General features: G+C 74.9%; 7 protein-coding genes and 1 pseudogene. 2 read left to right on the forward strand and 6 right to left on the reverse strand.

Features of this window, described 5'->3' with window-relative positions; genetic code table 11:
* The first annotated feature begins 35 nt into the window (after positions 1–35).
* Positions 36–1,825, forward strand: a pseudogene (locus tag ACZ66Z_RS19425) (serine hydrolase domain-containing protein).
* Positions 1,826–2,085: 260 nt separating this feature from the next.
* On the forward strand, positions 2,086–4,134 hold the full coding sequence (locus ACZ66Z_RS19430) for an exo-alpha-sialidase (RefSeq protein WP_469935480.1): 2,049 nt from the start codon (positions 2,086–2,088) through the stop codon (positions 4,132–4,134).
* Between the two features lie 195 nt (positions 4,135–4,329).
* Here ACZ66Z_RS19430 and ACZ66Z_RS19435 read toward each other — a convergent pair whose 3' ends face one another.
* The 6 genes from ACZ66Z_RS19435 to ACZ66Z_RS19460 all read right to left on the reverse strand — a co-directional run bounded on the left by ACZ66Z_RS19435 (position 4,330) and on the right by ACZ66Z_RS19460 (position 12,612).
* Positions 4,330–5,238 (reverse strand): LysR family transcriptional regulator, encoded by a 909-nt coding sequence (locus ACZ66Z_RS19435; protein WP_469935482.1) that lies wholly within the window; start codon positions 5,236–5,238, stop codon positions 4,330–4,332.
* 26 nt (positions 5,239–5,264) lie between these two features.
* On the reverse strand, positions 5,265–6,464 hold the full coding sequence (locus ACZ66Z_RS19440) for a glycine C-acetyltransferase (protein ID WP_469935484.1): 1,200 nt from the start codon (positions 6,462–6,464) through the stop codon (positions 5,265–5,267).
* Positions 6,465–6,467: 3 nt separating this feature from the next.
* The gene (tdh, locus tag ACZ66Z_RS19445; RefSeq protein WP_469935486.1) at positions 6,468–7,502 is read right to left on the reverse strand and encodes an L-threonine 3-dehydrogenase; all 1,035 of its coding nucleotides are present in this window, start codon (positions 7,500–7,502) and stop codon (positions 6,468–6,470) included.
* Between the two features lie 236 nt (positions 7,503–7,738).
* Positions 7,739–9,295, reverse strand: coding sequence for a phytoene desaturase family protein (locus ACZ66Z_RS19450; protein WP_469935488.1), 1,557 nt, complete (start codon positions 9,293–9,295; stop codon positions 7,739–7,741).
* A 174-nt stretch (positions 9,296–9,469) separates the two neighbouring features.
* Positions 9,470–11,716 carry a serine/threonine-protein kinase gene (locus ACZ66Z_RS19455; protein ID WP_469935490.1) on the reverse strand — a complete coding sequence of 749 codons (2,247 nt, stop codon included), beginning with the start codon at positions 11,714–11,716 and terminating at the stop codon, positions 9,470–9,472.
* Positions 11,698–12,612, reverse strand: coding sequence for an oxygenase MpaB family protein (locus ACZ66Z_RS19460; protein ID WP_469935492.1), 915 nt, complete (start codon positions 12,610–12,612; stop codon positions 11,698–11,700). Before ACZ66Z_RS19460 ends, ACZ66Z_RS19455 begins: the two co-directional genes overlap by 19 nt.
* Between the last annotated feature and the right edge of the window lie 129 nt (positions 12,613–12,741).

Genomic DNA, 12,741 nt, shown 5'->3' on the forward strand with positions numbered 1-12,741 from the left:
GCGTGACGCCGCCGCCCCGAGGGGGGAGGGTGGGCATGACGGACGAGGGGGAGCGAGACGGAGGGCCGGGCCGCCGCGCGTTCGGCGGCGGGACGCAGGCCTCGGAGGTGCGCTGGTGATCGGTGCGGTGCCGGGGGCGGCGGCCTCCCCGGAACGGGGGACGGGAGTCCCGTACGAGGCCGTGCGCGGGTCCGCGCGGCGGACCACGCTGCGGCGCGGCTCCGCGGAGCGCGCCGGGCTGCTCGCCGTGCACCTGGACGGACTGGTCGCGGAGGCCGAACGCTTCCTCGCGCCCTCCCCCGCGCACCCGTGGTACGCGGGCGCCGTCCTGCTCGCCGGGCGGGGCGGGACCGTCGCCCTGCACCGGGCGATCGGCTCGGCCGTGCGGTACGCGGCGTACGACGAGGGGACCGACACCGGTGTCGAGCTGCCGCCCGGGCGGCGGATCCCCATGACCGAGGAGACCGTGTTCGACCTGGCGTCGGTCTCCAAGCTGTTCACCTCGATCCTGGCGGTGCAGCAGATCGAGCGCGGGACGCTGGAGCCGGAGGAGAGGGTCGTCGCGTACCTCCCGGAGTTCGGCGGCGGCGGGAAGCAGGGCGTCACGGTACGGCAGCTGCTCACCCACACCTCCGGGTTCCGGTCCTGGATCCCGCTCCACCGGGAGCCGACGCGGGAGGGGAAGCTGCGGCTGCTGTGGGCCGAGCCCCCGGTGAACCCGCCGGGGTCCGCGTACCTCTACTCGGATCTGAACCTGATCTCGCTCCAGCTGGTCCTGGAGGAGATCACCGGTCGCGGTCTGGACGCCCTGCTCCACGACGAGATCACCGCTCCCCTCGGGATGCACCGCACTCGTTTCAATCCGCCGCTCTCCTGGCGGCCGGGGATCGCCGCCACCGAGGACGCCCGGCCGCCCTGGTCCGCCCTCGACCGGGGCATGGTGTGGGGCGAGGTCCACGACGAGAACGCCCACTCCCTCGGCGGCGTCGCGGGCCACGCCGGGATCTTCTCCCGCGCCTGGGACCTCGCGGTCCTCGCCCGCACCCTGCTCAACGGCGGCGCGTACGGCCGGGCCCGCATCCTCTCCCCCGCGTCGGTGGAGCTGATGTTCACCGACTTCAACACCGCCTTCCCCGGTGACGGGCACGGGCTCGGCTTCGAGCTCCACCAGCACTGGTACATGGGCGCCATGGCCACCCCGCGCACGGCCGGACACACCGGCTTCACCGGCACGAGCCTCGTCCTCGACCCGACGACCGACACGTTCCTGATCGTGCTCGGCAACTCCGTGCACCCGGTGCGCTCCTGGCGCTCCGGCTCCGCGCCGCGCGTCGCCACGGCGGACCGGCTGGCCCGGGCCGTCCCCGTCCGCCCGGCCCGGGGCCGCACCTCATGGTTCTCCGGCATGGCGAGCGCCACGACGGCCACCCTGACGCTGCCCCGTGCGACCGGCGCCGCGCGCCTGGAGTGCGCGCTGTGGTGGGACACCGGGCCGGGCGCCGACCCGGTCGCCCTGGAGGCCTCGGCCGACGACGGCACGACCTGGCGGCCGGTGCCCTTCACCACCGACGGGCGCGCCGGGCATCCGTCGGGCACGGTCGGCGGCTGGTCCGGCCGTGTCTGGCACACCGTGTCCGCGCCGCTGCCCGGGGCGGACGTCCTCCTGCGCTGGCGGTACACCACCGGTCGGCGGTACGTGGGGCGGGGCGTGTACGTGGACGGGCTGCGGCTGCTCGACGCGGCGGGGCTGCCGGTGTTCGACGAGGCGCGGCCGGCGGACGGGGCGCGGATCGAGGCGAACGGCTGGACCCGGTCCGCCGATTGAGCCCGAGCTGACGAACCGTCGGGTCGGCTGCGGGGCGAGCTGCGCACACGTGATCACATGAGGTAGCGTCCCCCGCCGGGAGATCTCACCGGGGGACGGGACGAACGCCGGGGCGAGCGTCCGTCGCGCCGCCCGTGCACGGTGTCCTTCCGCTCCGGGGGAGCCACCGCCGGTCCGCCGGCGAACGCGCCACCACCGCTTCCCGACCCGGCCGCCCCACCGCCCTCCGCCTCCGCCTTCGTTCCGAGAGGTGTTCCTCCGTGCCACCCCTGTCCGAGCACCGTCCACCGGGCGCGCGCCGCCTCGCGCTGTCCGCATGGCTGTGCGCGCTCTCCCTCGCCGTCCTGGCCGCGGTCGTGCTCGCGGTCACGCCGCAGTCGCCCGCCGTCGCGTCGACGACGGCCACGACGGCCACGACGGCCACGACGGCCACGACGGCCACGACCACCGTGCCGCCGCTCGCGACGCAGGTCTCCACCACGCCGTTCAAGGCGCGGGAGAACTACTACTGCACCCGCATCCCCGCCGTCGTCACCAGCAGGGCGGGCGTCCTCCTCGCCTTCGCCGAGGGCCGCACCCGGCTGGACGCGACCGGCTGCCACGACGTCGGCGACAACGACATCGTGCTCAAGAGGTCCCTCGACGGAGGGGCGACCTGGCAGAACCTCCAGGTCGTCGTCGGCGGCTCCGACGAGCTCGCCCACGGCAACCCCGCGCCGGTCGTGGACGCGGTCACCGGCCGGATCACGCTCCTGTACTCCAGCAGCGACTGGAACCACGACGCGGCCAAGCCCAGCCGCGCGGGGTACGGGCGCACGGTCCACGCCGTCCACAGCACGGACGACGGCGCGACCTGGTCCGCGAGCGTGCCGCAGCCGCAGCTCAAGGCCGCCGGCTGGGGCTGGGTCTCCACCGGCCCCGGCCACGGCGTCCAGCTCCGCCGGGGGCCGCACCACGGCCGGCTGATCGTCACCGGCGACCACACGGCCGACGGTGACACGACCGCGGGCGGCCAGCTGTACCTCAGCGACGACGGCGGCCTCACCTGGACCCTCGGTGCCGGCTCCGAGGCGAGCAAGAGCGGCGCGTACCCCGCCGAGCCGACGGTCGCCGAGACCGTCGACGGCGACGTCTACGTCAGCGCCCGCAACTCCGCGCCCACGCACTGCCGGACCAACGAGCACCGGCTCGAAACCGTCAGCACCGACGGCGGCGGGTCCTTCGCCGCCCCCTTCACCCCGGTGGCCGATCTGGACACCTCACCGGTGTTCGGCTCGCTGATGCGGCTGCACGCCGTGGACCAGGACGGGAAGCCCGACCGGCTGCTGTACTCGGGTGGCTCCCGCCTCGGCCCGAGCGCGCTGGAGGACCGGCGCGAGCTGGCCGTCCGCTCCTCGTACGACGAGGGGAAGACCTGGCAGACCTCCGGCACCCTGGTCTCGGCGGCCCGCACCGGCTACTCCGATCTGACGGTGCTGCCGAACGGCTCCCTCGGCATCGCGTACGAGACGGCCGGCAACGTCCCGCACGGCAACGTCGTCTTCACCGCCTTCACCGAGCGGGCCATGAACGACTCCGAGACCGAGCTGCGTCGTCCGCGCACCACCGACACGCACGTCCGGGCTCCCGGCGAGGCCGGCAACCACGCCGTCGTCCACGGCGGCGCACGGCTGGGAACGCGTCTCGACGGGTCCGCCATGGAGTTCGACGGCACGGACGACTACCTGCGCCTCGTCTGCTCGCCGTCCCTGCGGGTCGACGACAAGGACTTCACCGTCACGGCCTGGTTCCGGCACTCCGCCACGACGGGCACGCTGCCGATCGTCTGGGCGTACGGCATGCCGGGCACCGACCCGCTGAAGAAGGGACGGCACTTCTCGGTCCGGGCCGAACCCGGAAGCGGCGTGCTGCGCGGCACCGTCGGCACGGACATCGGTTCCACCGAGGTGACGCTGCCGTCCTCGTACGACGACGGCCGATGGCACCACGTCGTGTTCACGCGCCAGGGCCTCACCGTCCGCCTCGCCGTGGACGGGGGCCCCGCGGCCACCGCGACCATGCCGGCCGGGGCCTCGGCGAGCGAGCGGAACCTCACTCCGGCCGCCGAGTTCAACGTCCACGTCGGTGCCCGGCCCGACTTCCCCAACCAGCCGGCCGGGGTGGCGCAGCTCTTCCGCGGCACCCTGGACGACGTGCGGCTCTTCACCACCGCCCTCACCGACGCCGAGGCGGCCGAGGTGAAGGCCGGCTCCCTCGAGGTCGCGAAGGACAAGGAGAAGCTCCGCCTCGGCTTCTCCACCATCTGGTAGCCGGGGCTCCGGGGATCGGAGCCTCGGCGCACGGCTCCTCGATCAGCCGGGCGACGCGCTCCGGTTCGCGCGGCGTCGGGTGGTGGTCGGAGGCGGCCGGCCCGACGAGGCGGCGGCCCGGGATCCGTCCGGCCGTCTCCGGCGTGCGGGGGTTCCGCCAGTGCGCCTCCGGTGTCCCGGCGGGCGGGACGCCCGTCAGGCGCCGTCCTCCGAGGCCGTGCGCAGGGCGGCCAGGACGGGGCGGATGAGGGGGTGGTCCTCCGCGCCGCGCCGGACGGCGGCGAAGACCCTGCGGGTCGGGGCGACGCCCTCGATCGGGCGGACCTCCACGCCCGTGAGCTCCATCCCGCGCAGGGCCGACCGCGGCACGAGCGCCACGCCGGCGGACGCCGCCGCGAGGGCGACGACGGCGCGGAAGTCGTCGGACGAGTGCTCGGGGTCCAGCGTGAACCCGGCGTACTCGCAGGCCAGGACGGTCACGTCGTGGCAGGGGTTCCCCTCGGACTGGCCGATCCAGGTGTCCTTGGCGAGGTCGGCGAGCGCGACCCGTTCGCCGGCCGCCAGGGAGTGGCCGGGCGGCAGGACCGCGTCGAACGGCTCGGCATAGAGCGGGACGCGGGTGAGCCGGTCGTCGTCCTCGCCCGGCGCCCCCCGGTACTCGACCGCGACGGCCACGTCCACCTGCCGGTCCAGGACCATGAGCAGGCTCTCGTCGCCCTCCGCGTCCCGGACCCTGACCCGGATGCCGGGCGCGGTGCGGGCGAGGGACGTGATGGCCGGGGCCACCACGAGCCCGATGCCGGTGGCGAACGCGGCGACGGTGACCGTGCCCGCGTCGCCGGAGCCGTAGGCGGCGAGCTCGGCCTCGGCGCGCTCCAACTGGGCGAGCACGGCGTTGGCGTGGTTGAGCAGGATCTCCCCGGCCGGGGTGAGGCGCGCGCCGCGCGCGCTGCGGTCCACCAGGCGGTGGCCGGTCTCCTGCTCCAGGGCGGCGAGCTGCTGGGAGACGGCGGAGGGGGTGAGGTAGAGCGCGGCGGCCGCCGCCGTGACCGTGCGGTGGTCGGCCACCGCACGGAGGATGTGCAACCGCCGCGCTTCGATCATGCCCCCAGTGTCTCAGCCCCCGGACACTAGCCGCGCAGGGCTGCGCGGGCGTCGACGAAGGCGTCGACGGCCCGGTTCACGTCCTCCGTGGAGTGGGCGGCGGAGAGCTGGACGCGGATGCGGGCCCGGCCCTGCGGCACGACCGGGTACGAGAAGCCGATCACGTACACGCCGCGCTCCAGGAGCAGCTCGGCCATCCGGCCGGCCTCGGCCGCGTCGCCGATCATGACGGGGGCGATGGCGTGGTCGCCGGGGAGGACGTCGAAGCCGGCCTCGGTCATGCGGGAGCGGAACAGCGCCGTGTTGGCGCCCAGGCGCTCGCGCAGGTCGCCGGCGGACTCCAGGAGGTCGATGACCTTCAGGGAGGCGGCGGCGATGACCGGGGCGAGGGTGTTCGAGAAGAGGTACGGGCGGGAGCGCTGGCGCAGCAGGGCGACGATCTCGGCGCGGGCCGCGACGTAACCGCCGGAGGCGCCGCCGAGGGCCTTGCCGAGGGTGCCGGTGATGATGTCGACGCGGTCCATGACGCCGTGCAGTTCGGGGGTGCCGCGGCCGCCGGGGCCGACGAAGCCGACCGCGTGCGAGTCGTCGACCATCACCATGGCGTCGTAGCGCTCGGCCAGGTCGCAGATCTCGTCGAGCGGGGCGACGTAGCCGTCCATGGAGAAGACGCCGTCGGTGACGATCAGCTTGCGCCGGGCGCCGCCCTCCGTGGCCTCCTTGAGCTGCTGCTCCAGGTCGGCCATGTCGCGGTTGGCGTAGCGGAAGCGGCGGGCCTTGGAGAGGCGGATGCCGTCGATGATCGAGGCGTGGTTGAGGGCGTCGGAGATGACGGCGTCCTCGGCGCCGAGGAGGGTCTCGAAGACGCCGCCGTTGGCGTCGAAGCAGGAGGAGTAGAGGATCGTGTCCTCCTGGCCGAGGAAGGAGGACAGGCGCGCCTCCAGCTCCTTGTGGACCTCCTGCGTGCCGCAGATGAAGCGGACGGACGCCATGCCGTAGCCCCAGCGGTCCAGGGCCTCGTGGGCGGCGGCGATCACCTCGGGGTGGTCGGCGAGGCCCAGGTAGTTGTTGGCGCAGAAGTTGAGCACCTCGCCGGGGCGGCCGCCCGCGGTGACCTCGACGGTCGCGGACTGGGGGGTGCCGATGACCCGCTCGGGCTTGTGCAGTCCGGCCTGCTCGATCTCTTCGAGGGTGGCGCGGACGGAGTCGCGTACGGAATCGAACATGGGTCAGGCTCCCGTGGTCCAGTCGAGGATGATCTTGCCGCTCTTGCCGGAGGCCGCGTCGTCGAAGGCGGCTTCGAAGTCCGTGTACGCGTAGCGGCCGGTGATGACGGGGGCGAGGTCGAGGCCGCCCTCCAGGAGCACCGACATCGCGTACCAGGTCTCGAACATCTCGCGGCCGTAGATGCCCTTGACCGTGATCATGGAGGTGACGATCTTCGCCCAGTCGACGGCGAAGTCCTCGCTGGGCAGGCCCAGCATGGCGATCTTCCCGCCGTGGGTCATGTTGGCGATCATGTCGCGCATCGCGTGCGGGTTCCCGGACATCTCCAGGCCGACGTCGAAGCCCTCCTTGAGCCCGAGGGTGCGCTGGCCGTCGGCGATGGTCTGCTCGGCGACGTTCAGCGCGAGCGTGACGCCCGTCTTGCGCGCCAGGGCGAGGCGCTCCTCGCTGACGTCGGTGATGACGACGTTGCGGGCGCCGGCGTGCTTGGCGACGGCCGCGGCCATGATGCCGATGGGGCCTGCGCCGGTGACGAGGACGTCCTCGCCGACGAGCGGGAAGGAGAGGGCGGTGTGCACGGCGTTGCCGAAGGGGTCGAAGATCGCGGCGACGTCGAGGTCGACGGGGATCCGGTGCACCCACACGTTGGAGGCGGGCAGCGCCACGTACTCGGCGAAGGCGCCGTCCCGGCCGACGCCGAGGCCGACGGTGGCGCGACAGAGGTGGCGGCGGCCGGCCAGACAGTTGCGGCACTTGCCGCAGACGAGGTGGCCCTCGCCGCTGACCAGGTCGCCGACGGTGATGTCCGCGACGTCACGGCCCACGGAGACGACCTCGCCGACGAACTCGTGGCCGATCGTCAGCGGCGTGGCGATCGTCTTCTGCGCCCAGCCGTCCCAGGAGCGGATGTGCAGGTCGGTCCCGCAGATGCCGGTCCGCTTGACCTTGATGAGGACGTCCCCCGGACCGGTCTCCGGCTCGGGCACGTCCGTGAGCCAGAGTCCCGGCTCCGCGTTCAGCTTGACCAGCGCCTTCAATGCAACGGCTCCCGACGTGCGTGTCCTGTGATGTGGGGGTGCGGGCACGGCTGCGCGCCCAAGATCCCTGGAAGAGAATCTCCCGTACGCGAGGCCCGCGGTCCATCGAGGATTTCTTAAGCGCGCTCGCAGATCAGCTTCACACCCCAGGCGGGGAGAGGGCGACGTCAACGGGGCCGAACGGAGAGGGCCCGGTCGGGGGCGGCCGGGCGACCCCGCCGGGAGCGGCCCCGCCGTCAGCGCCCCAGCGCCGCCATCGCCGCGTTGTGGCCGGGGACGCCGCTGACTCCCCCGCCGCGGATCGCGCCCGCTCCGCACAGGAGGACGTTGGCGTGCCGGGTCTCGACGCCCCAGCGGCCGGCGTCCCCGTCCCCGTACGGGAAGGAGAGGTCGCGGTGGAAGATGTGGCCGCCGGGCAGCCGCAGTTCGCGTTCGAGGTCGAGCGGTGTCTTCGCCTCGACGCAGGGGCGGCCCTCGGCGTCGAGGGCGAGGCAGTCGGCGATCGGCTCGTCCAGGTGGGCGTCGAGCTGGGCGAGGGTCGCCGCCAGCAGCTTCGCGCGCGTGCCCTCGTTGTCGGCGGTGAACAATCGGGCGGGGGTGTGCAGGCCGAACAGGGTGAGCGTCTGGTGGCCCGTGGCGGCCAGTTCCGGGCCGAGGATCGTCGGGTCGGTGAGGGAGTGGCAGTAGATCTCGGACGGCGGGGCGGAGGGCAGGCGCCCGGCGGCGGCCTCGGCGTGGGCGGTGGCCAGCTGCCCGTACCCCTCGGCGATGTGGAAGGTGCCGGCGAAGGCCTCGCGCGGGTCGACGGAGCGGTCGCGGAGCCTCGGCAGCCGGGTCAGCAGCATGTTGACCTTGAGCTGGGCGCCCTCCGGGGCGGGCGGGGGCGTCTCGCCGAGCAGGACGGCGAGCTCCTGCGGGGAGGCGTTGACGAGGACCCGGCCGGCCTCGACGGTGCCCTCGCCGTCGGCGGTGCGGTAGGTGATCGCGGCGCGGTGCCCGTCGGTCTCGATCCGGGTGGCCTCGTGGCCGGTGAGGACGCGGGCCCCGGCGGCGCGGGCGGCGTCCGCGAGGGCGTCGGTCAGGGCGCCCATGCCGCCGACGGGCACGTCCCAGTCGCCGGTGCCGCCGCCGATGACGTGGTAGAGGAAGCAGCGGTTCTGGAGCAGCGTGGGGTCGTGCGCGTCGGCGAAGGTGCCGATGAGGGCGTCGGTGAGGACCACGCCCCGGACGAGGTCGTCGGCGAAGGTCTTCTCGATGGTGACGCCGAGGGGCTCCTCGAAGAGCATCCGCCAGGTCTCGGCGTCGTCGACGCGGGCGCGCAGCCCGTCACGGGTGGGGAGGGGCTCGGTGAGGGTGGGGAAGATCCGGCGGGCGGCCCCGCCGGTGCGGGCGTAGAAGTCCTGCCAGGCCTCGTATGCGCGGTCGGAACCGGTGAGCGCGGCGAAGGAGGCGCGGGTGCGGTCGGGTCCGCCGCCGACGAGGAGGCCGCCGTCCCCCTTCGGGGTGTACGAGGAGACGGACCGTTTCCGGACGGCGAACCGCAGCCCCAGCTCGCGCACGATCTTCTCGGGGAGGAGCGAGACCAGGTACGAGTACCGGGAGAGCCGGGCGTCGACCCCGGCGAACGGCCGCGTCGAGACGGCCGCCCCGCCGGTGGAGCCGAGCCGCTCCAGGACGAGGACGGAGCGTCCGGCACGGGCCAGATAGGCGGCGGCGACGAGCCCGTTGTGCCCGCCTCCGACGACGACGGCGTCGTACGGGCGGGACCCTGCGGAAGCGTGAGGGGCGGTCATGGCTCATGCTCACACGCACCGGTGTGCCGGGGGAAGGCCGCCGCCGTGCGTCATGATCGCGGGACGGCCGGGATCGTTCCGGTGCCGGATCAGAGGGTCGCCGCCGTACCCGTGACGGAGTGCGGCGAGCGCGCCCCGCACGGCCCGAAGGAGCTCACGCCGTCCGGCTGGGCCTCACGCCCCCGGCGGGGTGGCCGCGCGCAGGAGGAGGGCGGCCGCTTCGGCGTCGCGGCCGAGGCGCTCCAGGCAGTGGGCCTCGGCGTCGAGCGCGGCGAGGGTGTCGGGGTGGGCGGGGCCGAGGAGCCGGGTGCGGGCGGCGGCGATCTCCCGGTGGCACTCCAGCGCCTCCTCCCAGCGGTCGAGCCTCCCGAGGGCCACGGCCGTCTCCCAGCGGCTGGTGAGCGTGTCCGGATGGTCGGCGCCGAGCACCCGCGCGCGATCGGCGTGCACGCCCTCGGACTCGGCGAGCGCCTCCGTCCAGCGTCCGAGCCGGCCGAGGTTGACGGCGAGGGCCTGGCGGGCGCGCAGGGTCTCCGGCCCGTCGGGGCCCTGGGCGCGGGTGCGGGCGGCGACGAGGTCGCGGCAGAGGTCGAGGGCGTCCGCGGCCTGGCCGAGCCGGCCGAGGCAGACCCCGGTCTCGTAGCGGGCGGCGAGGGTGTCGGGGTGGTCGGGGCCGAGGGCGGCGGCGCGCGCGTCGGCGACGGCGCGGTACTGGGCGAGCGCCTCCCGCCCGCGTCCGAGCCGGGTGAGGGTGTACGCCACCTCGTGGCGGGTCACGAGGGTGTCGGGGTGCGCCTCGCCGAGGAGCCGGGCCCGGGCCTCGGCGACCTCGTGGGCCGTGCGGTACGACTCCTCCAGGCGGCCGAGGCGCCCCAGGGTGAACGCCATGTTGTGGCGGCAGCGCAGGGTGTCGGGGTGGTCGGGGCCGACGGTGCGCTCGCGGGCGGCGAGCACCTCGGCGTACACCGCGTACGCCTCGGGGTGCCGTCCGAGGCGCCCCAGGGCGTAGGCCCGTTCCTGACGCGCCGCCAGGGTGTCGGGGTGGTCGTCGCCGAGGACGCGGGCGCGGGCCCCGGCGACCCCGTCGAAGACCCGCAGGGCGTCGGCGGGGCGGTCCAGCCGGGCGAGGGCGAAGCCGACCTCGTAGTGGCTGGTCAGGGTGTCGGGGTGGTCCTCGCCGAGGGTCCGCGCGCGGTCCCGGGCGACCGACCGGTGCACGGACTCGGCCTCGTCCCAGCGGCCGAGCCGGCCGAGCCCCATCCCGGCCCGGAACCGGCCGGCGAGCACCGCGACCAGCTCCGCGGGGGGCGCGGGGGCGGGCGGCGGCGTGCCGCCGGGCGCCGCGGTGGTCCACTCGGTGGTGAGGACGGCCGCGGCGGGGTCCTGGGCGGCCGGGCGCGGTCCGCCGACGGCCGCCGGGCGGTGCCCGCCGGTGATCGCCCGGGCCCACGCGGGCGCGGGGGCCGCCCGCTCGGCGACGGGGGCGCCCTCGGGGACGGGCATGGGAAGGGTCAGCGGAAGGGCGGGGAGCGGGGGCGCCCCGGCCGGCGGCGGGAACGGAGCCGGGGCGAAGCGGCCCGAGACGATCCGGCGGCGCAGGTCGCCCGCGTCGGCCGGCCGCTCCTCGGGGACCTTGGCGAGCAGGTCGACGACGATCCGGTCGAAGTAGTCGGGCAGCTCGGCGCGGAGCGTGCGCGGCGGGGTCGGCACCGTGTCCCGGTGGCCGATGAGGATGGCCCAGGAGTCGCCGAGGTCGAAGGGCGGGGCGCCGGTGGCCAGTTCGTACAGCACGCACCCCAGCGAGTAGAGGTCGCTGCGGTGGTCGATCTCGCCGCCGCCCCCGATCTGCTCCGGGGACATGTAGTGGGGCGTCCCCATGGCGATGCCGGTCCCGGTGAGCTTGGAGGTGAAGCCCATGTCGGCGCCGAGCCGCGCTATCCCGAAGTCGCAGATCTTCACCGTGCCGTCCCGCAGCCGCATGATGTTCGCGGGCTTCAGGTCGCGGTGCACGATCCCCTGCCGGTGCGTGTACGCGAGGGCGTCGGCGACCTGGTCGGCGATCTCGACGACGTCCTGGACGGGCAGCGGCTGCTGGTCGTTGGAGACGAGGAGCTGGCTGAGGTTGCGGCCCTCCAGGAGCTCCATGACGAGGAACAGCACGCCGTCGTACTCGCCGAAGTCGTGCACGACGGTGATGCCCCGGTGCTGGAGGGCCGCCGCCACCCGGGCCTCGCGGCGGAAGCGCTCGCGCACCACGGTGAGGACCTGCGGGTCCTGCTGCGGTCCGAGCGGTTTGAGGCACTTGACGGCGACGCCGCGCCCGAGCGCCTCGTCGGTGGCGCGCCACACCTCGCCCATGCCTCCGCGACCGATGACCTCGTGCAGGCGGTACCGGCCCTGGATCAGTCTGGAGTCCCCCATCGTGTGCTGCCGCCCCCGTCGATTCCGTACTGCCTCCTCGGCTCCTCCAGTATGGCCGCCGGGTCGGACGGTGAATACGGGGCGGGGTACGCGTACGGGTCGGGTCGGGTCTCCGGGCCGAGCCGGTCCACGGCGCGCAGGACGTGCCGGGGCGGCAGCCGCCAGCGCAGCCGGGCGGGGACGCGGCGCAGCAGGCCGGCGGTCGCGACGAGCCGGCGGGTGACGGTCTCCGGGGGCGGGGCGGGGCGGCCGTAGAGCGCGTGGGCGTAGGGAGGCAGGGTGTCGTACGCGAGCGCGGCGACGCGCCGCCAGATCACCTCGCGCGCCGGTACCAGGACGGGTTTCACCGGCGGGCGGCGGAGGAAGTCGGCGACGGTCCGGGCGTCCGGTCCGGCGGTGAGCCCGGGGAGCATCGCGTCGAAGTAGGCGGCGAGGCCGGCGGTGGACGCGGGAACGGCGTCCGGGTCGAGGCCGACGAGCCGGGCCGAGGTGCGGTGCTCGTCGACGTACCGGTCGGCCGCGGCGTCGGTGAGCGGGATCCCGGAGCGGCGCGCGACCGAGAGGTACGAGTCGGTCTCGGCGCAGTGGACCCAGAGCAGCAGTTCGGGGTCGTCGACGCCGAGCAGCCGGTGGATCCGCCGCACGCGCGCGCCGGCCGCCTCGGCGGCCTCGGCGGTTCCGTAGCTGAGGGTCCCGACGAAGTTCGCGGTCCGCATCAGCCGGCCCCAGGGGTCCTCCCGGAAACCGCTGTTGATCATGACGCCGCGGACGGCGACGGGATGCAGCGCCTGGAGCCAGAGGGCCCTGACCCCGGCGATCCACATCACCGGGTCGCTGTGCAGCTGCCAGGTCACGGAACGGGGGCCGAAGAGCCCGGGGTCGGCGTCCTGCCTCATGGCGCTCAGGCTACGCCGGAACGGGCCCTTCGGAACCCGTCGGGCCGGGCCCTCTTCTCTCCCCGCCCGGGCACCGGGAGTCGACCGCGAGCCCGGCCGACACGCCCGGGGGCTCCGGGACGGGGACGA

Source organism: Streptomyces sp. NPDC107498, assembly GCF_055582805.1.

Bases quoted from the DNA above. Each gene is read 5' to 3' on its own strand.
- ACZ66Z_RS19450 (WP_469935488.1), bottom strand. From the start codon at position 9,295: ATGACCGCCCCTCACGCTTCCGCAGGGTCCCGCCCGTACGACGCCGTC.
- ACZ66Z_RS19455 (WP_469935490.1), bottom strand. From the start codon at position 11,716: ATGGGGGACTCCAGACTGATCCAGGGCCGGTACCGCCTGCACGAGGTC.
- ACZ66Z_RS19440 (WP_469935484.1), bottom strand. From the start codon at position 6,464: ATGTTCGATTCCGTACGCGACTCCGTCCGCGCCACCCTCGAAGAGATC.
- ACZ66Z_RS19435 (WP_469935482.1), bottom strand. From the start codon at position 5,238: ATGATCGAAGCGCGGCGGTTGCACATCCTCCGTGCGGTGGCCGACCAC.
- ACZ66Z_RS19460 (WP_469935492.1), bottom strand. From the start codon at position 12,612: ATGAGGCAGGACGCCGACCCCGGGCTCTTCGGCCCCCGTTCCGTGACC.